General features: G+C 39.5%; 25 protein-coding genes and 2 tRNA genes. 10 read left to right on the top strand and 17 right to left on the bottom strand.

All coding sequences use genetic code 11. The features are described from left to right. Nucleotides 1-77 precede the first annotated feature (77 nt). Nucleotides 78-1,739: a dihydroxy-acid dehydratase gene (gene ilvD, locus V7O67_RS07330; protein WP_406671348.1), complete on the bottom strand. Its 1,662-nt coding sequence runs from the start codon at nt 1,737-1,739 to the stop codon at nt 78-80. 536 nt (nt 1,740-2,275) lie between these two features. Between ilvD and V7O67_RS07325 the strand changes: the two genes are divergently transcribed. Then, on the top strand, nt 2,276-3,952 hold the full coding sequence (locus V7O67_RS07325; RefSeq protein ID WP_406671347.1) for a radical SAM protein: 1,677 nt from the start codon (nt 2,276-2,278) through the stop codon (nt 3,950-3,952). A 9-nt stretch (nt 3,953-3,961) separates the two neighbouring features. On the opposite strand, the gene V7O67_RS07320 is transcribed toward V7O67_RS07325, so the two are convergent. The 4 genes from V7O67_RS07320 to V7O67_RS07305 all read right to left on the bottom strand — a co-directional run bounded on the left by V7O67_RS07320 (nt 3,962) and on the right by V7O67_RS07305 (nt 7,181). Beyond that, nucleotides 3,962-4,990: a flippase-like domain-containing protein gene (locus tag V7O67_RS07320; protein WP_342305500.1), complete on the bottom strand. Its 1,029-nt coding sequence runs from the start codon at nt 4,988-4,990 to the stop codon at nt 3,962-3,964. Between the two features lie 28 nt (nt 4,991-5,018). Next, the gene (locus V7O67_RS07315) at nt 5,019-6,179 is read right to left on the bottom strand and encodes a sugar phosphate nucleotidyltransferase (protein WP_406671346.1); all 1,161 of its coding nucleotides are present in this window, start codon (nt 6,177-6,179) and stop codon (nt 5,019-5,021) included. A gap of 65 nt (nt 6,180-6,244) precedes the next feature. Continuing rightward, nucleotides 6,245-6,628 (bottom strand): OB-fold nucleic acid binding domain-containing protein, encoded by a 384-nt coding sequence (locus V7O67_RS07310; protein WP_342305502.1) that lies wholly within the window; start codon nt 6,626-6,628, stop codon nt 6,245-6,247. A gap of 16 nt (nt 6,629-6,644) precedes the next feature. Further along, complete coding sequence (locus V7O67_RS07305; RefSeq protein WP_342305504.1) at nt 6,645-7,181, bottom strand: peptidylprolyl isomerase; 537 nt, start codon at nt 7,179-7,181, stop codon at nt 6,645-6,647. Between the two features lie 259 nt (nt 7,182-7,440). Between V7O67_RS07305 and V7O67_RS07300 the strand changes: the two genes are divergently transcribed. After that, entirely contained in the window at nt 7,441-8,268 is an 828-nt protein-coding gene (locus V7O67_RS07300; RefSeq protein ID WP_342305505.1) for an archaellin/type IV pilin N-terminal domain-containing protein, read from the top strand. Nucleotides 8,269-8,652: 384 nt separating this feature from the next. On the opposite strand, the gene V7O67_RS07295 is transcribed toward V7O67_RS07300, so the two are convergent. The 3 genes from V7O67_RS07295 to V7O67_RS07285 all read right to left on the bottom strand — a co-directional run bounded on the left by V7O67_RS07295 (nt 8,653) and on the right by V7O67_RS07285 (nt 9,965). Further along, complete coding sequence (locus tag V7O67_RS07295) at nt 8,653-9,471, bottom strand: DUF1638 domain-containing protein (protein WP_406671345.1); 819 nt, start codon at nt 9,469-9,471, stop codon at nt 8,653-8,655. Nucleotides 9,472-9,486: 15 nt separating this feature from the next. Next, complete coding sequence (locus V7O67_RS07290) at nt 9,487-9,639, bottom strand: hypothetical protein (protein WP_342305507.1); 153 nt, start codon at nt 9,637-9,639, stop codon at nt 9,487-9,489. A gap of 254 nt (nt 9,640-9,893) precedes the next feature. After that, a tRNA-Ala gene (locus tag V7O67_RS07285) sits at nt 9,894-9,965 on the bottom strand. Between the two features lie 185 nt (nt 9,966-10,150). Here V7O67_RS07285 and V7O67_RS07280 point away from each other — a divergent pair. The 5 genes from V7O67_RS07280 to V7O67_RS07260 all read left to right on the top strand — a co-directional run bounded on the left by V7O67_RS07280 (nt 10,151) and on the right by V7O67_RS07260 (nt 13,522). After that, nucleotides 10,151-10,227, top strand: a tRNA-Ile gene (locus V7O67_RS07280). Nucleotides 10,228-10,733: 506 nt separating this feature from the next. Further along, nucleotides 10,734-11,108, top strand: a complete 375-nt coding sequence (locus V7O67_RS07275; protein WP_342305508.1) for a transcriptional regulator — start codon at nt 10,734-10,736, stop codon at nt 11,106-11,108. 158 nt (nt 11,109-11,266) lie between these two features. Further along, entirely contained in the window at nt 11,267-12,508 is a 1,242-nt protein-coding gene (locus V7O67_RS07270) for a 3-isopropylmalate dehydratase large subunit (protein ID WP_342305509.1), read from the top strand. A gap of 30 nt (nt 12,509-12,538) precedes the next feature. Then, nucleotides 12,539-12,742 carry a hypothetical protein gene (locus V7O67_RS07265; RefSeq protein WP_342305510.1) on the top strand — a complete coding sequence of 68 codons (204 nt, stop codon included), beginning with the start codon at nt 12,539-12,541 and terminating at the stop codon, nt 12,740-12,742. Between the two features lie 15 nt (nt 12,743-12,757). Further along, nucleotides 12,758-13,522, top strand: coding sequence for a cohesin domain-containing protein (locus V7O67_RS07260; RefSeq protein ID WP_342305511.1), 765 nt, complete (start codon nt 12,758-12,760; stop codon nt 13,520-13,522). Nucleotides 13,523-13,576: 54 nt separating this feature from the next. Here the strand turns inward: V7O67_RS07260 and hmgA are convergent, their stop codons facing one another. Continuing rightward, a complete protein-coding gene (gene hmgA / locus V7O67_RS07255) occupies nt 13,577-14,821 on the bottom strand; it encodes a hydroxymethylglutaryl-CoA reductase (NADPH) (RefSeq protein WP_406671344.1) in 1,245 nt (414 codons plus the stop codon). A 302-nt stretch (nt 14,822-15,123) separates the two neighbouring features. Here hmgA and V7O67_RS07250 point away from each other — a divergent pair, with 302 nt between their 5' ends. Continuing rightward, nucleotides 15,124-15,852 carry an RAD55 family ATPase gene (locus tag V7O67_RS07250; protein WP_406671343.1) on the top strand — a complete coding sequence of 243 codons (729 nt, stop codon included), beginning with the start codon at nt 15,124-15,126 and terminating at the stop codon, nt 15,850-15,852. 248 nt (nt 15,853-16,100) lie between these two features. Here V7O67_RS07250 and V7O67_RS07245 read toward each other — a convergent pair whose 3' ends face one another. Beyond that, a complete protein-coding gene (locus V7O67_RS07245; RefSeq protein ID WP_406671342.1) occupies nt 16,101-16,784 on the bottom strand; it encodes a DUF5591 domain-containing protein in 684 nt (227 codons plus the stop codon). 127 nt (nt 16,785-16,911) lie between these two features. Here V7O67_RS07245 and V7O67_RS07240 point away from each other — a divergent pair, with 127 nt between their 5' ends. Further along, a complete protein-coding gene (locus tag V7O67_RS07240; RefSeq protein ID WP_406671341.1) occupies nt 16,912-17,283 on the top strand; it encodes a helix-turn-helix domain-containing protein in 372 nt (123 codons plus the stop codon). A gap of 6 nt (nt 17,284-17,289) precedes the next feature. On the opposite strand, the gene V7O67_RS07235 is transcribed toward V7O67_RS07240, so the two are convergent. The 5 genes from V7O67_RS07235 to V7O67_RS07215 form a co-directional block, all read right to left on the bottom strand. Further along, the gene (locus V7O67_RS07235; RefSeq protein WP_406671340.1) at nt 17,290-18,825 is read right to left on the bottom strand and encodes a PAS domain-containing sensor histidine kinase; all 1,536 of its coding nucleotides are present in this window, start codon (nt 18,823-18,825) and stop codon (nt 17,290-17,292) included. Between the two features lies 1 nt (nt 18,826). Next, complete coding sequence (locus tag V7O67_RS07230; RefSeq protein WP_342305518.1) at nt 18,827-19,126, bottom strand: hypothetical protein; 300 nt, start codon at nt 19,124-19,126, stop codon at nt 18,827-18,829. Nucleotides 19,127-19,543: 417 nt separating this feature from the next. Further along, entirely contained in the window at nt 19,544-20,293 is a 750-nt protein-coding gene (locus V7O67_RS07225; protein ID WP_342305519.1) for an ABC transporter permease, read from the bottom strand. Between the two features lie 4 nt (nt 20,294-20,297). Further along, nucleotides 20,298-21,281 (bottom strand): ATP-binding cassette domain-containing protein, encoded by a 984-nt coding sequence (locus tag V7O67_RS07220; protein WP_342305520.1) that lies wholly within the window; start codon nt 21,279-21,281, stop codon nt 20,298-20,300. Nucleotides 21,282-21,283: 2 nt separating this feature from the next. Further along, a complete protein-coding gene (locus V7O67_RS07215; protein WP_406671339.1) occupies nt 21,284-21,904 on the bottom strand; it encodes a TetR/AcrR family transcriptional regulator in 621 nt (206 codons plus the stop codon). Between the two features lie 175 nt (nt 21,905-22,079). On the opposite strand from V7O67_RS07215, the gene V7O67_RS07210 reads away from it, so the two are divergent. Further along, entirely contained in the window at nt 22,080-22,379 is a 300-nt protein-coding gene (locus V7O67_RS07210; RefSeq protein ID WP_342305522.1) for a carboxymuconolactone decarboxylase family protein, read from the top strand. A 46-nt stretch (nt 22,380-22,425) separates the two neighbouring features. Here the strand turns inward: V7O67_RS07210 and V7O67_RS07205 are convergent, their stop codons facing one another. Both V7O67_RS07205 and V7O67_RS07200 read right to left on the bottom strand, forming a co-directional pair. Continuing rightward, nucleotides 22,426-22,911 carry a TspO/MBR family protein gene (locus tag V7O67_RS07205; protein WP_342305524.1) on the bottom strand — a complete coding sequence of 162 codons (486 nt, stop codon included), beginning with the start codon at nt 22,909-22,911 and terminating at the stop codon, nt 22,426-22,428. Nucleotides 22,912-23,173: 262 nt separating this feature from the next. Further along, complete coding sequence (locus tag V7O67_RS07200; protein ID WP_342305525.1) at nt 23,174-24,007, bottom strand: YihY/virulence factor BrkB family protein; 834 nt, start codon at nt 24,005-24,007, stop codon at nt 23,174-23,176. Between the last annotated feature and the right edge of the window lie 46 nt (nt 24,008-24,053).

The following is a 24,053-nucleotide window of genomic DNA, read 5'->3' as shown; positions in this document are numbered from 1 at the left end:
ATTCAATCTGAAAAAACCATCGGTCAACTTTAAAAATAAGTAAAAACAGGCCTATGAAGACCTGATTTATTCCAATATCAACTTATAATAGCACCCTTACTTGCCGAACTGACAAACTTCCTGTATCTTGCAAGATAACCCGTAACAGGCTTTTCTACAGGGACAAATGAAGCCCTGCGTTTTGCAAGCTTTTCTTCGGATACTTTCAGGTCAAGTTTTCGAGCAGGAATATCTATCTCAATGATATCTCCCTCTTCTACAAGACCTATCGGACCGCCTTCATGAGCCTCAGGCGAGATATGACCTATACAGGGACCTCTTGTACCTCCGGAGAATCTGCCATCTGTTACAAGAGCGACCGAATCAATCAGGCCCATTCCGGCTATTGCGGAAGTAGGAGAAAGCATCTCACGCATGCCCGGACCACCTTTCGGGCCTTCATACCGGATAACCACGACATCCCCGGAAACTATCTTGCCACTGAGAATAGCCTCCATTGCAGCTTCCTCACTGTCAAAGACACGTGCAGGGCCACTGTGTTTCAACATCTTCAGGTCAACTGCTGCCTGCTTGACAACAGATCCATCAGGAGCAAGGCTGCCTTTCAATATTGCAATACCACCCTCTTCATGTATAGGCGCATCCAGAGTACCAATTATCCTTGCATTGAGTTTTGGATTGACCATTATAAAATCATCAAGGTTTTGGCCTATAGTCTTGCCATTTACAGTAGCTTCATCAAGGTTTAGCTTTGAACTCAATCTAGCCATTATAGCCTGGATGCCACCTGCCCTTTCAAAGTCCAGCATATAATGGACACCACCTGGCTTCAGGGATATGATATGTGGCGTGCTCCTGCTGAGCCGATCAAAAACATCAAGAGATAGCTGCAACCCGAAAGCGTGTGCAACCGCAGGCAAGTGAAGTGTTGTATTGGTACTGCCTCCGATTGCCATATCTACCATAATGGCGTTTTCGAATGATTCTGGAGTAACTATCTTACGAGGAGTAAGGTCTTCATGGACCATAGAAACAATGCGCTCACCTGACGCCTTCGCAATACGTATCTTCTTGGCATCGACTGCATGAGCCGTAGCACATCCGGGAAGGCTAAGACCCAGAGCTTCGGTCATGCAGGCCATTGTATTAGCAGTGTACATACCTGCACATGACCCTGCACCGGAGCAGGAACAGTCCTCGAGAAGTTTCAGTTTTTCCTCGGAAACCTTTTCTGCCTGGCATTCACCAACACCCTCAAAGACAGAGATGAGATCACGGTATTCATCGTCAACGTAGCCCGGAATCATGGGACCGCCGGTCACAACAACTGTAGGAATATTAAGGTTACCTGCTGCCATCAGGTGCCCGGGAGTAATCTTGTCACATGCTGTTATCATGACCATTCCGTCCAACTGGTGCCCCTGCAGGACAAGTTCGATGGAATCTTCAATAGCCTCTCGGCTTGGAAGAGAATATTTCATACCTTCATGACCCATTGCAATTCCGTCACAGATACCGATGGTATGGAACTCAAATGGAACACCGCCTGCACTGCGTATGCCTGCTTTTACAGCTTCTGCAATTTTATCAAGGTGAATATGTCCCGGTATTAGCTCGTTCCACGAGTTGACAACTGCGATGAACGGTTTTTCCATTTCCGAATCGGTCAATCCGGTTGCTTTCAAAAGTGAACGGTTTGGTGCACGTTCAAATCCTTTTTTGGTCTTGTCACTTCTCATTGAAGAACCTCTTTTTACATTGTGCCTAATTCTACTAGTAGTAATAGAAAAGGGAATATATAACAAGTGTGCGCTGCACGACAAATACCCGACATATGAAGATTATGATAATTGACTAAAATTAACACACATGAACTACACACAAATGCATACAAGAAAGTATGACAAATACCTAAAGTTAAGCAATTATCCACCACTAGTATTACGCAAATAATACACCGTATGCTGTATGATTTTGTGTGAAATATTGTAAGAATGAAAGATACGAGTCAATCAAATACCATTATGTATTACTGGCGGCCCTATCCAGAAGATGCCACCCATTGATTTAAATATGGATGATGTATTCCAAGTAGCGAGCTCTATGGAGCAGATAACTGTGCATTCACTGAATTATAGGCCAGTAACCATTGTCAAACTCATATTTGCAGAAAACGGCATCTCTTGAGACAGTAATAAAACACACATATTTTAAAAGATACACATCGATATAGACTATAATAAGCATACATTGAATAATACACATTTTAACAACTATGAAAGCAATAATAATAGACGGGTACGTGGATGAGCCTGCATGTTTTGGTGTTCCCCCATACATCTCACCATACATCCGATATATTGCAGGAGTACTTCGTGAAAGGGGATTTCCTGAAGAGAACATACATTATTTCACAATCGATTCGATACGTGAATCCCCTTCCATTGCAAACGAGCTGATAAAGAAAGCGAAAATCGTAACAGTAGTTTCCGGAATGACCGTTCCCGGCAAATACCTGCGTTCAACACCCATCAGCCCGGGAGAAATAGAAAGTATATTCAGCGCATCCAATGGATTGAAGATATTAGGAGGACCCATAAGACTCGGATATTCCCTGGAAGGTGGAAAAAAGGCAGAAAGTAAACTGATTAATGCCACAGACGTAATAATATGCCGCAAAGACATCGAAGCATTTGTTTATGACGTTCTCGAAAGAAAGACAACAAATCCGGAGGAATGTCAGCATCGTTTCAGATCAGTTGAGGAAATTGGCAGATGGGCTTCAAAAGGAGCCTTTATAATCAAAAAACACCCGGATTATCCCAGGGTGATGTGTGAGATCGAAACTTACAGAGGTTGCGGGCGCAGAAAACACTGTTCATTCTGCACAGAACCCTCCTATGGAAGCTCCGACTATCGTCCCATTATTGATGTTATTTCTGAAGTAGAAGGATTATACGAGAAAGGAGCCAGATATTTCAGAATCGGAAGACAACCTGACATCCTGAGTTACCATGCTAAAGACAAAGGTGGACAAATACCCGAGCCAGACCCTGAAGCCATCCTTTCCCTCTATAAAGGCATCAGGAATGTGGCGCCGCAACTTAAAGTACTGCATATGGATAACGCAAACCCTGCCACCATAGCCGCATACCCTGATGAGTGCAGGGAGATACTCAAAACCATAGTCAAATACCATACTTCAGGGGATGTCGCTGCGCTGGGAATGGAGAGTGCCGATCCCAACGTAATTAAGGCCAATGATCTCAAAGCCATGCCTGATGATGTATTCCAGGCGATCAGTCTTATCAATGAGGTAGGAAGAGCAAGAGGTTCAAACGGACTGCCTGAACTACTACCAGGAATTAATTTCGTACATGGATTGAAAGGAGAGACAAAAAAGACATTTGAACTCAATTACGAGTTCCTCAAACATGTTATTGACTCTGACCTACTGCTTCGCAGGATAAACATAAGACAGGTCATGGCCTTCCCCAACACTCTGATGTATGGTAATGATGAACTTGTAAGAAAGCATAAACAGATATTTCTTAAATATAAAGAGAAGATCAGAAAAAATATTGATCTGCCAATGCTCCAGAAAGTTGTCCCCACCGGAACAATACTCAGAGATATCATGTGCGAGATCAATGATGGAAAAATGTGTTTTGGAAGACAAATGGGTTCTTACCCATTATTAGTAGGAATACCAACAAATATGCCACTTGGCAGGTTTATAGATGCTACCGTGACTCGCCACGGACACAGATCGATTACAGGCGTGCCATATCCCCTTGATATAAATACGGCCACCATACCGCTCATACAGGAAGTTCCAGGTATTGGAAAGAAACAGGCCACCGATATAAAAAGGAAAGCCCCATTCACAAGTAAAGATGATTTTATAAAAAGAATAGGCAGTGAAGAAATACTACCTTACATTAACATTTAAATAACTTTTTTAATTCAGATACTTTTTGATGAAATCAGTGTCTTTCAATATTTTAAAGCTGACAAATCCACCTACTAAGATATTCATATAGAATGTGAATGCCCTCCACGCAATAACTGCAATCCCAAGCACAGAAGAAGACACAAATAAGGAAAATAGCGTCGTTCCAGCAAATTCCGCAATTCCGCTACCCCCAGGAGTAGCAGGTATGAGAATTATGATCATTGTGATAACTTGTGAAGCAAACACAAGAATAGGATCAGGATGCTGGTTCAAGCCTATCAATATTACATAGAGCATTGAAAAGTCGACAAACCAGAAAGCAAGAGTGTAAAATATCCCAAAAGCAAGACCTTTCCTACCTTCATTTAGCAATACAGAAATGCTGCCATGGAAATTATCAAGCTCCGAATCAACTCTTTTAATAAATACATCAAAAGCAGCATCTGTCTTTTTGCCTAAAATTGGTGCCAACCAATGTACAAAGAAGTATACAACTTTCTTTGTAGGCCCTGGTCTCCAGATAGCATACAATATAAGAAAAAGTATGAACATCAATCCTGCTTCTGCAAATATGAACATAAAATCAAATACAGAGTCCTTCAAAACACCACGTATGACATAGATAGAAAAAGGAGCCAGCGTAAGAATCAGAATACCATCAAGTACCCGCTCTCCAAGAACCACTGCGGTGGCTTTTCCCAAAGGCATTTTCTGACCATGAAGCAAGTGGATCCTGAGAGGTTCACCCCCAAGAGATGAAGGCGTAATTGATGCTGCGAGAGTTGCGGAAGTTACGATCTCAAATGATTTAATATGGCTTACATTGTAACCCAAAGCCTTACAAAGAGAACGTGTCCGCATGCCCCAGATCACATAGGTCATAGCATGAATAACTGCTGCAGCAAGTATATATTCAGGCTTTATTCCCATTAAAGCATGAATAGTCCCAGAGTCAAATGTAAAAAGTACTACAATTATGCCTGAAAAAACGCTGATAAGTAATGATACTATGATCCATTTTTTAATCTTGTTCATATCCCAATCACATAAATCAAGGAAAGCATTACATATAAGACTCGTTAAGAATATCTTCTTTGACCCTGGTCTTAGCCGGAATATTAATTTCAGGCCATATTCGCACGTCCGAATGAACTGTAACATCATCCTCAATTAAAACAGCAGGACCAATAACAGTACCATTTTCAAGGCTGCAATTATTTCCTACTTTTGTACCATTATCGATTACAGAACCAGATACATTAGAGTTTTCACCGATAAGCACACCATTGAATATATAGGAAGAAAGAATTCTTGAATCGTTATTTATCACGCAATTTGACCCAATTGTCGTGTACGGACCAATAAGGACATTGTCCCCGATTGTCGTATTCTCACCAATGACAATAGGACCCACAATAGCAGAATTAGAACCAACTGAAACATTGTGACCAAGAGAAACCGGACCTTTTATGCGAGCATCCTTTGTTTTAAAATGGCCTTCGATCGTAGTACCAGGTAAAGCTTCCAGCATCCATCGCTGAGCCTGCCTGTAAGCAGCAGCGTTTCCGACATCAGTCCATTTACCACGTGCAAGTAAGCCGTTAATTTTCATATCCTTCTTCAGCATATCGGGAAAGAGATCTTTTGCAAAATCATATTTTGTATTTGCAGGTATCATATCGAATATTTCCGGATTGCACACATAGATACCTGTGCTTGCAAGATTGCTGAATATCTCACCAGGACCCGGTTTTTCAAGGAAACGATGTATCTTGTTGTTTACATCCATATCAGCTATACCGAATTCCCGGGGATCATCGATAGAAAGAAGACCTATTGTAATAGGAGAATCAGTCATCTCATGGAACCGGTACATTTCCCTGAGATTGAGGTTAAGTACATGGTCTCCCCCGAGAACTATAAAAGGCTCATCTCCAAGATACTGCTCTGCATTCTTTACTCCACCTGCAGTACCCAGTTTTTCCTTTTCATAAACGTAGTCAATATGAACACCGAAAATACGGCCGTCTCCAAGTTCTTCTTCGATCTTGTCAGCCATATATCCAAGAGTTATTACGATATCGCTGAACCCTTCTTTACAGAGATGTTCTATCAGGTGTACAACTGAAGGTTTGTTCAATATAGGAATGCTTGGTTTTGGTCTTGCGAATGTCAAAGGGCGCAGCCTGGTCCCTTCCCCCCCACACATAATACAGGCTTTCATGTTCTAGTATGAGGTGATTTTTTGCATATATCATTAGCGACTAATTAACGTATAGCCCAAACAATTTACTTTAAAAGAATAATATCCTCACTATTTTGAACCACTACTTCCAATTCACCTTCATACTCCCCCACAATACCAACTATCACCACATATTCGTTTTCACCTATTTGTGAGTCCACATCATTTGCACCATTAGCTGAAGGTACAAAAACTTTGACTACTCCTGACCCATAATCAACATCCATTAAAAGATGACCACCTGAATAAGTAAAACGTTTTGAAAGCACATCTCCCTCAAATCGAACATCTTCACCGGGCAGTGAAGAAGAACTGAAGCTTCCCACACTACCGTCACCATCACCTGAAAAAAAGGTGGCGTAAGCTATTGTCAGAGACAGGACAGCCATGCATAGAAGGACCACAACGATCCTTTCTTCTTTTTCCATGAGCAAACCACTTGAATCAGGCTTTTTCTATTGAGACCAGCTCAATATCGAATATCAGGGTTTTACCTGCAAGGTTATGATTACAATCAAGAGTGACGTTTTCCTCTGATATGTTGACAATTGTTACAGGCTGACTCTGATAAGTTACTTTCTGACCTATGACAGGCGTTATGTTCGCAGATTGGAATTCACCCACAGGCACGGGTATCAGAAGCTCAGGGCAATACGCACCATAACCATCTTCCGGAAGTATTGTAACAGTTTTCTTTTCACCAACTGCCATCCCCATTACAGCATCGTCAAATCCTTTGATCATCTGGCCTGCACCGGCTATAAAGGGCAATGGTTCATAACTCCTATAAGGATTGTAGAGATTTTCTGCCATAGCAACGTCTGCTCTGGAAGTATCGAACACTGTTCCATCTTCAAGACTACCAGTATAATTTACAGAAACATAATCCCCAGTCTTAACCGTTTGAGAATTATCGGATTCTGCACAACCACAAGCAAAGAGAACACATATCACCAGAACAAATAATAGTATTTTTTTCAAATGACCACCACCTATATTTCATTTACATATTCATAATTGGAAAATTAATATTCATATATAACTAATAATTTTTATGAGTATACGGATGTGATTCTTTAAGGTATATAAGATTACTGAAAACACCCCCATAGATATTTGTCGGCACTATTGACGCATATTCTGTTTTAGGCTTAAGTAAAATATAAATATATAAAAAACAATATACATGTATATGTGCAACTAATGCACTGTTAGCCACTAACATTCCCGGTGAAAATCGATGAATTCTATAAATTCTAACAAAAAATGGGAGTCTTCTACAAAAGGACAAATCGGAATCGGCACCCTGATAATCTTTATTGCGATGGTTCTTGTCGCAGCAGTTGCAGCATCTGTATTAATTCAGACATCAGGAGTATTGCAACAGGATGCACTATCTACAGGAAAAGAAGCAACAAAAGAAGTTTCTTCAAACCTAATGATACATAATATAGAAGGATTCAGATCTGAGAACAGTGATACTGATATGTCTTCAACGATTGATGTTTTCAAACTAACAATGGGGCTTAATGCAGCCAGTGAACCTGTAGACCTAAACCAGGTTATCATCTCCATTACAGATGGATTCAGGTCCAATAATCTTGTACATGCTGGCAACAGGAACAGCTTATCACCTCGTTCCGATTTTCAGGGAAACATGTCTGGTTTTAGCGCAGATGCTGCTGCAAACTTACAGAAGCTGTTCACAGAAAATACAACAATTGGCAATGCAGAATTAAATGTTACATACGTAAATGCACAAAACTATTTTTCAGTTGACGATATAAGAGATGAAGATGACTCTTTTTCCCAATCAATTCCTGTGATGACTACAGGCGATATTGTTGTAATCTATATACCGACTGCATCCCAGACTTCCGCAGATACGGGATATGCAACCCTCAGTTCAATCAATATTTCATCCTCACTGCAAGATTCAGGGCTCAACCTTGTACCACGTACGTCCGTAAATATGGTACTTACACCAGAAGCAGGGGCATCAGCAAATGCAGACTTTATTCTTCCAACTACCTATGGAAGCAATGCAATGGTACAATTATATCCATAATAAAATCGAAATGAAAATAACCACCTTCTGACAGGTTATTCACTTTTTTAAAAATTATATTTTTTATTGATCGTTGTTTTCTTAGACAAAATAAAGCCATTATAGACAAGACTCACGAAAAGTGTACCTATGCTATAGAGGCACAATAAAATATAAAGAGCATACCCATGTCCAGTGATGATACTGGAAAGGGTTTTTGTTTCTCGTTCACATTGAAATTTTTAATTTACCCTTTGGAAGAGAACAAGATTTCTTAAAGGTCCACACCGTGTCACAGTTCATAAAAGTATATATTATTTAATGATTGTTCTCTTATGTACACACTACTGTATAATGTAAAAGGTTGTTTAAAAATAAAATAAATTAAAATAAGGTACAGCCTGTTTAGTCCTTGTTAGCTACCCTTTCTATAGAATATCCGTTAGTAATCTCTTTCTTGATAGAATGATAGTTCTCATCGACTATTTTCGTGCAACCTGTGAACAGCTTTTTTTCAAGATCGAAGAGGGTAGCAAATTCGTCCACAATTTCGTGGAATTCTTTTTCATAATATAAGCCGGTGTCCACTTTTCCGACGTTTTTGTAGCCAGAGTAATCAAAGACCATTTTCATCATTTCAGTATTATCAGGGTCTGGAGCCAGTTTTGCAAGAACAAGCATTTCTCTCCAGTTAGCTGCCTGCATCGGAGTAAGGAAGTATGTCCCTTCACCTTTATTTTCACCTTTCATGGCTTCAACATAAGCCTCCCTGTTCCCAAAGGCAGCACAGATACAATCATCTACAATATTGCCATGAATGTCCCTGAGTATCCTTACTGGGACTCCCAGGTAACTGAAATCTTTTTCCAGTGAGCCGAGCACGTTGCCACACAGTCCATAAAAGACCAGAATACCATCAAACAGTTCACCGTTTTCTTCAATGGTGCGGTAGACCTTCTCTTTCAGTAGTTGAGGATCAGCGTCCAGTGCAAACTCAAGAATATTCAGGACAACTACAAAATCATCAGTCTGGCCGAGCTTTGAAGGCACGTCATTGAGTGATATTACCTCATACTCTATGGAAACATCATTTAGTTTCTCTTTAATTACTTCGATGTTTTCGTTCTCAATCATTATCAGGCGAGAATTCGCATCTTCCTCTTCGAATATGTGAACCAGCTCATCTTCAAAAATGCGACAGGATACAAGGTATAATGATGGCACGCTACAACTCTCCTTTTAACTTTCAATATGTGGTATTCCCACCACACCCTTAAACGTAATTTTTGTTTCCATAAACAGAACATTGCCCAAATGAAGCATTATATAATTACTCATTGCTTCAAATTTAACATCACCCTCATCAAATACAGTATTTTCCACACATTCCATAACAAAGATACCTTAATGCCCCTGCGTTACATTTCATTTATTGATTTTTAATGAAATAATTGGTAGTTGGCATTAAATGAGCATTTAGATAAGCTGTTATACCACATAGAAAAGCACCAAAGTCCTGTAAAAGTTCATGAACACATACCACAGCACGCACCAAGAGATATGCATATATTCGGACACATTGCTAACGCACTGAGAAATAACAACAAAAACGCAATAAAAACAAAAAGACTGCAAAAATAATTTAATGGACTGGTCGGGAATTGAACCCGAGGCCTCTACCATGCCAAGGTAGCGATCTTCCCCTGATCTACCAGCCCGAAATATCAAGTCTTAAATCACATTATCTGACATAAACCTATCGCTGCAAACTTGTATGTACTTTCATCATTCTAAACAAATTAAGGGCAGATTTCTGTTTTCAAGCGAAATATTAAAGTATCTGTATGCGTATTTGGAGTGTCGCGTGATGAAGAACATCATCAACGAACATCATAATCGCATTGGGCCCGTAGCTTAGCTAGGTGGAGCGCACGGCTGATAACCGTGAGGTCCTGAGTTCGAATCTCAGCGGGCCCACCATTAATAATTATCTTTCTGATGCTGGTTTTGATTGATTAATTATGTTTTTTTACTATTATTGTGGTGCTGAGCGTAGTGATGCACTTCGATTCGCGCTTCAGAAGCGTCATCTGGTATTGCACAGTCTATAGTTTTCCAAGATCAATAATTAATTTTTTCAGAATCATTCCTCTTACTTTAAGCACACACTTAATTAAAAATTTAAAAACATCTCACGCTTATTTTAGCTAAGGCTCTGGTTCTCTGCCCTGTGCATAGTCAATAGTATATCATAAAAAATAGATGTTTCAGACTTAATATTCTAATATAAAAAATATTAATATATTATAGCATGCTATAATAGTAATTGTTATCAAGTAAAAAAATTACAAAATTAACCTTTCAAAGAAAAGGGCAAGCCATTCGAAAAATATCATTACACAAGCATTACCTAATGTTGTATTTTTAATGGCAGAAATTCAAAAAAACAAAAACTAAATTTATTACACATAATCAGGTGATTTTACATGAGAGACAAAAAACCCAGTGGTATGAGTGAAAAAGAATATGAGATCGTAGAATTGCTCAGAAAATTAGACATAAATAGAACTGTAGCCTTAACCCTCGCCTGTCTTTCCTGCGGGGAAGAGATCACCTCACGCGAGATTGAGAAGAACTCCAACCTCAGGCAACCTGAAGTAAGTATTGCAATGAGATACCTCAAAGATAATAACTGGGTGAACATAAGAGAAGAAAAGAAAACTGAAGGCAAGGGTAGACCAGTTAAACTTTACAGACTTGTCACCCCACTTGAACAAATAGTTTATAATATAGAACAAAAAATTCTTCTTGAAAGCAGATATATCCTCAATAACATTGAAAAGCTGAAAAGACTTGCATAATATCTTTTTTGCTTTTTGCTGCCAATGACAGCACAAACTCTTTTTTACAGGGAACATTATATCACCCTATAACAAACAATTGTTCCTATCGAAGATTTTAAGTTAATAATAGATGTTGTATACATCCTTATCGCAGTCACACGAATGGAGTTAATCTTTTGAGCACTATAAGTGAAAAAATATTCAGCCGTGCATCAGGAAAAAAAGCGAAGGCGAACGATTTTGTTATAGCCGATGTAGATTTTGCCATGGCACATGATGGAACAAGCATCCTTGCTGTAAGAGCTTTCAGGGAAATGGAAGAAAATAAAGTATGGAACCCTGAAAAAATAATAATACCATTTGACCACCTCACACCTGCAAATACAGATACTACTGCCGCATTACAGCATGATATCCGCGGATGGATAAAAGATCAGGGCATCAAAAACTTTTACGATATAGGCGAAGGTATATGCCACCAATTGCTCCCAGAGAATGGATTTGCATTGCCAGGTAAACTCATCGTCGGAGCAGACTCACATTCCTGCACTTACGGAGCATTCGGAGCATTTGCAACCGGTGTCGGAGCCACGGACATGGCAGAAATTTTTGCAGCCGGAAAACTATGGTTCAAGGTACCTGAAAGTATCAGGATAAATGCTGAAGGTAAATTCAACAAGGGAGTATATGCAAAAGATCTTACACTCAAAATAATAGGCACCCTTGGAATTGCCGGTGCAACCTACAAGGCTGCCGAGTTCTATGGAAGCACAATAGACGCCCTTTCCATGTCAGGCAGGATGACCCTTTCTAACATGGCAATTGAAATGGGAGCAAAAGCAGGCATAATTCCCCCTGACAAGACAACCTTTGATTTTATTGAAGATATTGCAGCCGTTGAATACGATTCGGTTTACGCTGATGAGGATGCAGTCTATTCAAAAGAATACGACTTCGATACAAATGAAATTGAACCGCAAATTGCCATCCCGCACCAGGTTGACAATGTTAGCGATATATCTGACATCAAACCTACAAAACTCGATCAGGCATTTATAGGAACCTGTACCAATGGCAGACTTGAGGACCTTGAAGTTGCCGCATCCATCCTCAAAGGAGAAAAGGTTGCCATCAGAACTATTGCAATACCTGCATCACGTAATATTCTAATAGAGGCCGTCAGAAACGGTACAATAGAGATTCTTCTGGAAGCCGGAGTTACGATTGGCTCACCAGGATGCGGGCCATGTCTTGGAGGCCATATGGGAGTTATCGGTAAAGATGAAGTATGCATTTCAACAGCCAACAGGAACTTCAAAGGAAGAATGGGAACCGGTGGCTACATTTATCTTGCATCACCTGCGACTGCAGCTGCCTCTGCACTTACCGGTGAGATTACTGACCCTCGTGAAATTTAAAAATAACAAAATATATCCGGAGATATTATAATGGAACTTGATAAGCCAAAACTTGAACATCTTATTGGACACTGGATAGAACACAACGAAAGCCACAGTGAGAGTTTCAGCGAATGGGCTACAAAAATCGAGACAGCAGGCTATAAGGAAATAGCTGAAGATATAAAAATGGCAGCAGAGAAAATGAATGAATGTTCCAAATTGCTGAAAAAAGCAAAAAATAAACTGGAATAAAACAGGAAAACGTACATGCGAAAATCACCAACAAAGATTGTAATATATGCAATCTTTATCGCATCATACCTTATATTTTTTTCAGGAATGGCAATTGCAGCCACGAGTGTCAACATAATTCCTTCTGCACAAGAAGTGAAATCAGGAGAAGCTTTTGAATTTGATATTTATATCAAACCGGACACACCGATCTATGGTTTGCAATTTGACCTTACATACGATAGCTCTCTTGTAGCCATCAATAGCATTGAAGAAGGAAGTTTTTTTGCAAATAGTGATGCACCAGTGATATTCAACCCTGGAACCATCAGCAAATCAACAGGAACGGTTTCACAGATATACAGCTCACTGATTAAGGGAGAAGGTGTCACAGATGAAGGCATCTTCTGCACGGTCACGCTCGAGGCACAATCAAAAAATGGCCCCTGTCAGCTCAGAATCACAAATCTCGTGCTTGGGAACCAACGGGGAGAAGAATTACCAGCAACAACATTTGATTCGATAATAACTATAACCGGTGCAGATGATAATATTCAAAATGGGTTCAACAATATTCCGATACAAGATGAAGTGTCCACATCTAACATCAGGCAAGATGCTGATTCAAATGAAAATGACGAGATGTTTCTGGCAAGTACACCTGACCAGGCAGAAGAAGACGGAATGAATGAATCAGATATTCCTGAAATAGACAACAGCAAAAAATCAAACTGGATAATTCTTATTTTTGCAGCAATTGGATTCTTTGCAATTGCTTACTTCCTTGACCGGAAAAAGTAGAATTATTACAAAGGGATACAGAGAAAATCCCTTTGTAACGGTAATTTAATATTTTTATCGGCCAAGTTCTGCATGCGCCCTGGCAAGATGTCCGGCTGCCTGTGCACCTACGAGTGATATCTCACCGGCCAGCACTGCTGAGGCTACTATTTCTGCAAACTTCCTGGAGTTAGTGCCCGGAGGAGTACCCGAGCCTTTCACGCCCAGAAGATTCAGGCAGTCAGTCTGCGGACCAAGAGCTGTACCACCTCCCACAGTACCTACAGGTAGGGCCGGGAGGGTTACCGAGCAATAAAGATCCCCATACTTTGTGAGTTCCATTGTTGTAATAGCTGTACTGCCTTCAACCACATGAGCCGCATCCTGGCCACAGGCGATGAACATTGCCGCGATTATGTTCGCAGCGTGGGCATTGTATCCCAGGGCACCGGAGCGTGCAGAGCCAAGGAGATTTTTCCTGTAATTGACCTCCACCATTGTCTCAGGATTGCACTTGAGACGCTTGCTGACAATCTCTCCGGGTATTGTGACATCCGCAACAACAGTCTTTCCCCTTCCTAGGATAGTATTAATTGCAGCCGGCTTCTTATCAATGCACATATTACCCGAAAGGGATACAGGTATGGCACCAAACTCATCCTCGATCAGTGTTGTCAACGTATCGGTTGCAATAGTCACCATGTTCATGCCCATTGCATCCTTGGTATCATATGAAAAACGCAGATAAACAGTGTTTCCGGTAACATAAGGTTCGACATCAAGAAGTATTCCAAACCTTGTGGTTTCAGAGGCCTTTTCTTTCATCTGGGCAAATATATCAGGTCTTTTTACCCATTCTGCAAACTCCTTTGCCTTAACCACATTATCCAGCTTGAAGACCGGAGCCCTTGTCATCTGGTCCTGGAAAATGCGTACGTCTGTCCCTTCCGAATTAGTGATTACCGAGCAGCCACGATTCACACTGGCAACCAATGCACCTTCGGTAGTGGCAAGCGGTATCTGGAATATACCATCCGAAAACTCACCGTTTACTTTTAACGGAGAAGCTACCCCCAAGGGAATCTGAATAGCTCCGATCATGTTCTCTATATTTCTTTTGCCTGCATCTTCAACATCTATTGAGAAATTCTGTATATGATCAAAATTAAATCCGGAAGTTTTCTCAAGAGCATATCTCCTGATCATAACAGCAGTCTGTTTGTCCGTCAGACTATCCAGTTTATGAAAAGAAATCTTACCAGAAATAAGATCATCCAGTAATTCTTGTTTATCTTTGTTCAAATCCATTCTTGATTTCATAATAATCTTCCGTGAATAAAACAAACAGCATCCTGTATCTTTTTTATAAGTACGCACTTGGTTTCAATAATACAAATAGTTCACGCCTAGTTGCTTTTTGAATTATGAGAGAGTAAGTAATGCTAGCAAATAAAATTAAATACGTGCGTTTTTATATTAGGATAACATAATAAACTATGCTCAAGAAAGTACTAGTGATAATCATCATATACTTTTGAGTGAAAGTATATATCGAATCCTTATATTCAAGAAGTTTGGGATTATAAATTAGATATTTAATATACACTAACAGGTGGTTTAATATGACAGATGCCGACCCATCAGAGAGAGTTAATTCCGGGATACCTGGACTGGATGAAATGCTTCGCGGGGGATTCTTTGCAGGCACTGCGAATGTAGTTTCCGGAGACTCCGGTACAGGTAAGACAATTTTCGGAACACAATTTCTCGTTGAAGGAGTAAAGAACGGCGAGAATGTCATGTGTATCATCACTTCCGAAGAATCAAAATCAATTGTAAGGGAAATGAAGACATCTTTTGACTGGGACCTTGAAGAGTATGTCAAGGAAGGAAAGCTCACTTTTGTCGACATTACTGACCCCAGCCTCCGCCTTCAGAAAAGTGTTGAAATAGCACCATCAGAACTTATCAAGAGTTTTAAGAAGCTTGTAGAAAGCAAGATTGAGGAAGCAAAACCAACACGTATTTTCATAGATTCTATCGAGGCACTCTTTCTGGCCATTGAATCCAACTACAAGCTCAGGACACTTATTGACGATGTTTTCAGCGTATTCCGTAAACATGAGGTTACATCAGTCATCACCGTAGGAGCAATGTATGGCCTTGACGAAATGGTTGAATACGGAGCGGATTCTGTTATAAAACTTGGACGCATAGTTGCAGGAAACAATCTTCAGAGATCTATTTATGTTATGAAGATGAGAGGTTCCGGCACAATCAATGAAGTACGTGTCCTTAATATATCGGATAATGGCATGTCCGTTCTGGCACAATCCCCATACCTTGAATAATAGTGGCAATTGAAGCCACGTTTTCATTTCTTTTTAAAAATAAGGTAACTATTCAGCCTGGCACGATTTGCCTATTGGTACTGATTTCATCGAAATAGAGATGTCTGCTCACTAACAATCTAACAATCAAAAAAGCAATCAATAGCAACAATCAAAATAAATGATCCTAATGAAATTTACGTTTCAACTTTTTGTCAAGATTGTTATTGATAGCGTTTTTATCAGGCTGAATAGTTACAAAATAAGTTTTACAATAAATACCAATCATTGTCATTGGTTTTTTCGCCATCATCAAAATCAGGATTCTTTGACTCTTTTCCGATAATGGTTGCAATTGAATTTGAAAAGTCCTGAAGATAACTTGCCTGATTAAGACTTCCATAAATGAATTTCTTCCCCGGCTGGACATGTGCGTTGACCGTATATTCCTTTGGAACAAGCACTACCTCAACATCAGTCATTTCAAGCGCTTTTTCCATTGCTTTCCTGAAATCCCCGATGCAATAGGCTATTCGATGCTTATAATTGTCCCGGGTCTTTTCGAGATAAGTTGCCAGACGCTCACTTTCCATCTTAATAAAATCACGTTTTACCGTTGCCACACTACATTTTCCCATTATGAACTGATAATCCATGAAAGGATATTCCGTGTCTAACTCCCTGGGAGTTACCCCACATGTCCCGAAAACAACTATGTGTACATCTTCGGGTTTCAGGATACTAAAAATCAACCTGTCGAATATCTTATGCGAAGGGCTTTCATGATACGGTTTCTTCTTGGAACAGGGAACAAAGATACACACATCCCTATGAGGAGCTTCGTATTCATTGAGCACCCATTCATTGGCACGTATCATGTCAGGGTGATAGATCAGGTCAGCAGTATCCAAAGGCTTATCGGAACGTTCATTCTCAGGTATTATGGGAGTCAAGAAGAGGAGTATTCCGGCAAACTATATATATAATTGACGCAATCTTTAAGCGGTTTTGTGCAAATTGTACAATCATCATCATCATCATCATCATTAAAACTTATTATAAAATATCTGAGGAAAAAACATGGCAAGTTCAATTCCTGAAATGTTAAGAGCCGACTGCAAATGCGAAGATATGGCCAAATGTGTTCTTGGCCTGAAAGAACTTGACATAAGTACCTACAAAAAACTTCTTGAAAACGGACCTATGACAGCAGAGCAGTTGGGAGACTTACTTGAAAGAGAAAGAAGCACAGCTTATCGCTCCCTGCAGAATCTGATCTCAGCAGGACTGGTATACAGGGAAACAAAATCCATTGATATCGGAGGTTACTACTACGAGTATGTCGCCATCGAGCCCCAGAAAGTAAAACTAATGATAAAAAGGACCGTTGACGAATGGTACCATAAAATGAATGCCCTTATCGAGAATTTCGACAAAGAACTTTTGGCTTAGGAAAGACTAGTGTTTGTCACCCAGAGGAATACTGAAACTGAAGTTACTACCCTGGCCAGGCTCACTTTCAACTGACACCATCCCGCCATGCATTTCAACGAATTTTTTTACAAGTGATAGTCCAAGGCCTGTACCATCATATTCTCTTGAAATAGTAGAATCGATTTGCTGGAAAGGAAGAAATAACCTACCAACATCATCAGATGAGATGCCTATACCAGTATCAATCACGGAGAACTTCATTATATCATCCCTTTTGTGTGCCTTTAATAGAACAGAACCGCCATCCGAAGTAAACTTCACTGCATTGCTTGCAAGATTGAACAATATCTGCTTGAACCGGATCTTGTCAGCATTTACTAATAAGTTATCAGGAACAATAGAACTTTCAAGTTTTATGTTCTTTTTCCTTGCAAGAGGAGAAATGATATTCAAGACTGTCATGAACATTTCACTAGCAAAGAAATCTTCATAATACAATTCCATTTTTCCAGATTCTACTTTTGAGATATCAAGAATGTCATTGATCAATTTCAAGAGATGCCTCCCACTATTAGAAATATGATTTAAGGACTTTTTCTGCTGCGAACCGAGCACCCCAAAGGACTCTTCTAGCAAAAGATCAGAATAACCAATTACGGCATTCAAAGGCGTTCGAAGCTCATGACTCATGTTTGCAATAAACTCGCTTTTGATCCTGTTTGCTTCTTCAGCAAGGAACATTGCATCGGCTGTAGCCCTTTCTGCTTCTTTCAAATCAGATATGTCCTCTAAAATCCCCAGGATATACTTTTCCCCATTAATGAAGATCTTCTTTGTGTTTTTTAGTATCGGGACCTTTGTGCCATCCTTGCATATGATAGTCGTATCCATACACTGGACACCATCAAGATCATCCTCTGATAAGGGACATTGCCTGGATAATGAGCATCCGGGAAATAAAATATCGCAGGACTGGCCGATCAATTCTTCCTTTTCGTACCCGGTAACCTCACAGGTCCGCTGGTTTACATCTTCTATAGTATAATCTTTGCCGATTATCATTGTTCCACCCGGTATATTCTCATACAGGGCATGGAAACGTTCCTCACTTTCCTTTATGGTCTTTTCAGCTTTTTTTCGCTCAGTAACATCATCAAGGTACAAAAGAACTTTATCATTGTCCTGTGAACTCACATATACAGTAGAAACCAGGAATTTATGAATTGAAACAACACCATCATCACTAAGAGTATCCATACTTCCTTCAATTTTATGAAAATCAGAACCTAACCTAAATGACTCAGCAATGATAGCACGAATAGAACAGGTAACACAATTATGATTTGTGCCACACCCATCCCCTCCAAATGAATTGACACATGAAAATATAGTCCCTAATGCGAACCCAAGTATATCCTTAGGGTCCTTTCCTATGGTTTCAACGCCAATCCTATTGATGCGCTCCACTCGAAAGTTATGATCGACTATCAAAATCAAATTTGGAGCATGCTCATAAGCTATGTCCAGCGCTTTCTCTTGAATAGAAAAGTCATCCTTCATTTCACAAACCCTCCGTAATAATATTGCCAACATACTCCCCATCACCAAATAGGGAAACATCCATGTTTTCGGAAAGAGTGCTATTCAATAGTGAGCTAGTAAACAGAGCATCAAACTTTGCATTGAACTCCATTTCATCGTATGAGTAAAAGACACTATCATTTCCCATGACATGAACATCATCAGGATTAACTAAGCTTGATGTTAATAATGAAAATACCGTACATTCCATTTCCGCAAGCCTTGATTTGAGCATAGAATCCTGTTTTCCAGCACAATCAAACAACAATAATTTGTTCATGAACTCACTTCTAACCAGTAAACAAGCTTCTACTAATCATCTTGCACAATTGTAAAATTAGAGAGCTTGCAGAGTCATACATAATATAAAGTTACTAATATAAAAAAGTACTGGAATATTACTTTCCACCATAAGAGACGCATATGAAAGTATTTTAAAAATAATTAAACTGTTTTTTGATTGTAAACCTACTATAGTCCACATGAGAAATAGAACCTTCTGATTACTTTATCGGAAGAATACGCTGCAATACAATGAAATTCACCATCTGACCCTTACCATCCAAGGACAAAAAAAGCTAACTAACGTAAATACTCCGGGAGCCTGAATATTAGACCCCCAACCTTTTTTTATATTAATTGCATTACAATTTCGGGATTATAAGAGAGATTTGAACATACCCGTTTAATGTATGTATCAGACACTAATCTTCCTGAACAGATAGGAACCAACTACCACCATCATTACCGTAAATCCTGAAAGGACTACAAAACTTATTGCAGGATCTATCTGGGAACTGCCGAGAAGTCCATACCTGATACCTTCAACTCCATAAGTCAGAGGATCCAGTAATGTAAGGAACCTGACTCCTGCTGGCAGGCTGTCGATGGGGAACAAGGCACCGGATAATCCGAATATCGGGAAGATCACAAAATTCATTATGAGCTGGAAACCGTGCATATCATCCATTCTTGAAGCTATGGCAATCCCGAATGCTGTGAATGATATCCCAATCAGCACCATGAAAATAATTGCTATTGCAAATCCAGAGATACTGCTAATCTTAAGTCCCATGAACAATGAAAGGACAAAAATCATGAGTCCCTGTATTACTGCTGTGGTAGCCCCTCCAAATGTCTGACCAAGCATGATCTCAAGTCTTGAGACCGGTGCAACCAGCGTCTCTTTCAGAAAACCGAACTGCTTGTCCCATATTATCTGTATACCTGAGAACACCGAAGTGAAAAGAACGCTCATGGAAATGATCCCCGGAATTATGAAGCCTATGTATCCCTGTTCCATACCTGGAAGAACGACTACGGAATTCAGGCCGAATCCAAGGACCAGAAGGAAAAACACAGGCATACCTAAGCTACCCAAGATTCTGCTTTTTGAACGAATAAATCGTTTCACATTCCTTAGCCATATAGTGTAAACTATATCCATTCCATCATCTCCTTGCCCTTTTCATCATACGCATCTGTTCTTTTCCATTGGCTTCCTCTTCTCTGATACTCCTACCCGTAAAATGCAGGAACACATCTTCAAGGGTTGGTTTATGAATGGATATCGAATCAATAGGAATACCATTCTCTGAAGCCATAGTGACTATCTGTGCAACATGCTTTTCCGCATTTTGCAAACCAATGACGAGAGAGGAATCATGCACCTCAATGCTTTCGATCTCCGGCAAGGACCTAACAACTGAATAAAGATCAGCATGTCCTGAAGAGACTATAGTGATTACATCTCCTCCAATATCATTTTTCAATTTTTCAGACGTGTCCATGGCCACTATCCCACCCTTATCTATAATGGCTATCCTATGGCAGAGTTTGTCAGCCTCTTCCATATAATGCGTGGTCAGAATAATGCTAATACCTTTTTCTTTGTTCAATTTCTCTATGTAGTCCCAAAGGTGATTCCTTGTCTGTGGGTCAAGGCCAAGGGTGGGTTCGTCCAGGAAAAGAACTTTTGGTTCATGCAACAGTCCCCTTGCAATTTCCAGACGCCGCCTCATACCGCCAGAATATGTTTTCACAATATTGTCTTTTTTCTCATCCAATTCCACCAGTTTAAGGAGTTCCATTATCTTTTTTTGCCTGATGTCCTTAGGAATACGATACAATCTTCCATGAAAATCCATATTCTCGTAAGCTGTAAGTTCCTCATCAAGACTCTGGTCCTGAAATACTATGCCAATTGATTTACGGACATCATCTTCGTTTTTCAGTATATCATATCCATTGACAGATGCTTTTCCAGAACTTGGTTTGAGCATGGTTGAAAGCATGGACATGGTAGTGGTTTTCCCGGCTCCGTTAGGACCGAGCAGACCGAATACCTCACCTTTCTTTATGTTAAAAGAAAGGTTGTTTACGGCGGTGAAATCACCGAATTTCTTAGTAAGATCTTCAACTATAATTGCAAACATTTTTATTCCCCGATTCCTTCGAATAAAAGATCGATCTTTGCTGATATATCCCTGGAAAAAGAGTCATCATTATCCGAATGTAACCATATCATAAGTGAGTGGAAATAGATAGCATTCAGACTTTCTGATGCGATTTTAAGGTCAATTTCGTTCCTGATTTCCCCATTTTGCATACCCTCTTTGAGAAAATCACAGAGTATATCGATAAACCTCTGATGACCGTGCTCTTTCTTACCAGAACGCTGACTGGAAGCCATCGTAAGCCGCTTATGTTCAAAGAACAATAGTCTTGTGAGTTCCTTGTCCTTTTCATAGTTCTCTGCAAGGAGAACGAAGAAATTCATGATCTTCTCCTTTGCAGGCACATCCAAAGACATCTGAGTTTCCACTATATTGAAGATCAGCTCCTCTTTTTGCTTTTTAAAGTAAAACAGAAGTGATTCTTTTGTTGGAAAATAATTAAAGAACGTGCCTTTAGCTATACCAGCTTCTTTTGTTATTTCGCCAACTGTGGTGTTCTCAAAACCTTTTTCTTTGAACAATTTACCCGATACATCAAAAATTCGATTTCTGGTTTCCTGTTTCTTTTTCTCTCGCAGGGACATACTACCTCGTTTGTTCATCAAGTATAAATGACCATGGTCATAAATGACCACGGTCATATATAAGCATTTTGAAGCTAAAGACCAGACAAAAGCAAAAAATAAAGGTAAAAAATAAAATACAAGACAAACACAATATCCTATGGTCAAAATACAAGACAAAAAAGATTATGTGTAAATAAAAGGAGGAGAAATAATGGAAGGACACCCACTAAACATAATTCAGGAAAAAGACAGCGATTTTTTTAATATAATAGAAGCAACACGTGAAAATGCACTTTCGCAAGGCAGCATTCCACTAAAATACAAGTACCTCATAGCCCTGGCACTTGATGCTGAACACGGAGCTGTGGATGGGGTAAAGATACTGGCAATGCAGGCAATGGACGAAGGAGCAACAAAAGAAGAAATAATGGAAGCTGTTCGCATAGCAAACTATATTGGCGGTATTGGAAGCGTATATGCGGCAGCTAATGCTCTGAGAGATATACTATAAAAGAGATTTTTAATCCACAGACTTATATGAACAAACCTTGTAAACTTCAAAGGTTCAATATCATTATCGAATAATTAAGCATAGTTGCAAATGATACCCAGAGGATGTATGGTACTAGAAGCATACCTGCGGGTTTTGAGATCCTATAGAAGAGCACAATATTCAATACGATAACTATCCAGAGAAGCACGATGTCAATTAGACCCATGAAGGGAGAACGAAGTCCGAAAAACAAAATGGACCAGAGTAAATTCAAAAATAGCTGGATGCTAAATACGTACATTGCGGTTCTTACTTTTCTTATCTGCCACCCTTTTTGCCATATAATATAAAAAGCAATACCCATTAAAAGATAAAGGAGAGGCCAGACCACTGAAAAAAGCCAGCCCGGAGGAACGAAGTATGGCTTCACAAGTGATGCATACCACGTAGATATGGAATTGTAAGTGAAGATTCCGCCAAGTATGCCTGTTATCTGACATAAGGCGATTGAAATCACTAATTTTTTAAAATCAATTTGTCTCCAATTCACTTTATGCACTCCCTTCATACATATAATATTGAATAATAATTATATGTTCCTATCATACATTTAAAATGTAGGTTGAAAAATAAGCAACCAAACACACGTATGAAAATTTAATAAAAAATCATACATGCCTACTATACCCGATAATCCAGTGTATGATTGTGCAGTATTAATATCACAAAGATTCACACTAGCCGCAAAACACACCAATTATACAAAGAAATATACTATATAAAATACAGAATCCACAATTATTAGATTGTCTTTATCGATCGGATTCAGAATAGACCCCTATGAATTCTGCCATGAAAGTAACAATAATAGAAGACATATAGACCCAAAGGAAAATGACAATTATCGAACCTATTGTTCCGTATACTGTAGCAACATTACTGTATGATAGGTAAATACCCATCATATATTTGCCCATTGTAAGCAAGATAACTGTTAGTAGTGAACCTGTAAAAACATATTTTAAGTCAATATTTGCCTCAGGAAGCATTCTGAAAAGGTACATGAAAAGAACGATCAGTGTAGCAAAATTGATCAAAAAGCTTGCATATTTGACAGCGCCTGTAGAAATTGAAAGAGTTGCTTCCAGATTATCAGAAATGACAAAGAATATCAGTTCAAATACTGTACTCATGGCCACAAGCATCCCAAAGGCAAGAGCTGCAACAAGAGCTGAGAACCTTTTACGGAGAAAACGATGAAGCCAGTTTCTGTTAGAAAACTCCATACCCCACATTTTATTGATCATCTTTTGAAGCTGAAGGAAAATATTGCCTGCACTCCATAGATATATCAAGAAACTGACAATAGCACTAACACTAAGAGAGTTGCTCACAGAAAGCTGTGTGAAAAGCGTATTCAAAGCTTTTATAGAAACGTCATCTGCAAACAATGATACATCCGTAATGATGGCCGCCTCGATTATCTGCTCTTTCAGGAAAATACTACCTAAGAACAGAGTGAAAAGAAGAAGAGCAGGCAGGCCTATTACTGTATGGAAAGAAAGAGCGGCACTATTTATGATACCATCATCTTCCTTCCACTTATCCAGAGTTCTACTAAACAGGCCGACATATTTTGATACCATCGACTAAAATAATTATCCAATAGGATATAGTTGTTATCAGATAACA

This window comes from Methanolobus sp. ZRKC4, assembly GCF_045291305.1.
Classification (GTDB): domain Archaea; phylum Halobacteriota; class Methanosarcinia; order Methanosarcinales; family Methanosarcinaceae; genus Methanolobus.
The sequence above is the reverse complement of the archived record's forward strand: the minus strand, read 5'-3'. Positions and strand labels throughout refer to the sequence as shown.

Bases quoted from the DNA above. Each gene is read 5' to 3' on its own strand.
- ilvD (WP_406671348.1), bottom strand. From the start codon at position 1,739: ATGAGAAGTGACAAGACCAAAAAAGGATTTGAACGTGCACCAAACCGT.
- V7O67_RS07325 (WP_406671347.1), top strand. From the start codon at position 2,276: ATGAAAGCAATAATAATAGACGGGTACGTGGATGAGCCTGCATGTTTT.
- V7O67_RS07320 (WP_342305500.1), bottom strand. From the start codon at position 4,990: ATGAACAAGATTAAAAAATGGATCATAGTATCATTACTTATCAGCGTT.
- V7O67_RS07315 (WP_406671346.1), bottom strand. From the start codon at position 6,179: ATGAAAGCCTGTATTATGTGTGGGGGGGAAGGGACCAGGCTGCGCCCT.
- V7O67_RS07310 (WP_342305502.1), bottom strand. From the start codon at position 6,628: ATGGAAAAAGAAGAAAGGATCGTTGTGGTCCTTCTATGCATGGCTGTC.
- V7O67_RS07300 (WP_342305505.1), top strand. From the start codon at position 7,441: ATGAATTCTATAAATTCTAACAAAAAATGGGAGTCTTCTACAAAAGGA.
- V7O67_RS07290 (WP_342305507.1), bottom strand. From the start codon at position 9,639: ATGGAATGTGTGGAAAATACTGTATTTGATGAGGGTGATGTTAAATTT.
- V7O67_RS07275 (WP_342305508.1), top strand. From the start codon at position 10,734: ATGAGAGACAAAAAACCCAGTGGTATGAGTGAAAAAGAATATGAGATC.
- V7O67_RS07265 (WP_342305510.1), top strand. From the start codon at position 12,539: ATGGAACTTGATAAGCCAAAACTTGAACATCTTATTGGACACTGGATA.
- V7O67_RS07260 (WP_342305511.1), top strand. From the start codon at position 12,758: ATGCGAAAATCACCAACAAAGATTGTAATATATGCAATCTTTATCGCA.
- hmgA (WP_406671344.1), bottom strand. From the start codon at position 14,821: ATGAAATCAAGAATGGATTTGAACAAAGATAAACAAGAATTACTGGAT.
- V7O67_RS07250 (WP_406671343.1), top strand. From the start codon at position 15,124: ATGACAGATGCCGACCCATCAGAGAGAGTTAATTCCGGGATACCTGGA.
- V7O67_RS07240 (WP_406671341.1), top strand. From the start codon at position 16,912: ATGGCAAGTTCAATTCCTGAAATGTTAAGAGCCGACTGCAAATGCGAA.
- V7O67_RS07235 (WP_406671340.1), bottom strand. From the start codon at position 18,825: ATGAAGGATGACTTTTCTATTCAAGAGAAAGCGCTGGACATAGCTTAT.
- V7O67_RS07230 (WP_342305518.1), bottom strand. From the start codon at position 19,126: ATGAACAAATTATTGTTGTTTGATTGTGCTGGAAAACAGGATTCTATG.
- V7O67_RS07225 (WP_342305519.1), bottom strand. From the start codon at position 20,293: ATGGATATAGTTTACACTATATGGCTAAGGAATGTGAAACGATTTATT.
- V7O67_RS07220 (WP_342305520.1), bottom strand. From the start codon at position 21,281: ATGTTTGCAATTATAGTTGAAGATCTTACTAAGAAATTCGGTGATTTC.
- V7O67_RS07215 (WP_406671339.1), bottom strand. From the start codon at position 21,904: ATGAACAAACGAGGTAGTATGTCCCTGCGAGAGAAAAAGAAACAGGAA.
- V7O67_RS07210 (WP_342305522.1), top strand. From the start codon at position 22,080: ATGGAAGGACACCCACTAAACATAATTCAGGAAAAAGACAGCGATTTT.
- V7O67_RS07200 (WP_342305525.1), bottom strand. From the start codon at position 24,007: ATGGTATCAAAATATGTCGGCCTGTTTAGTAGAACTCTGGATAAGTGG.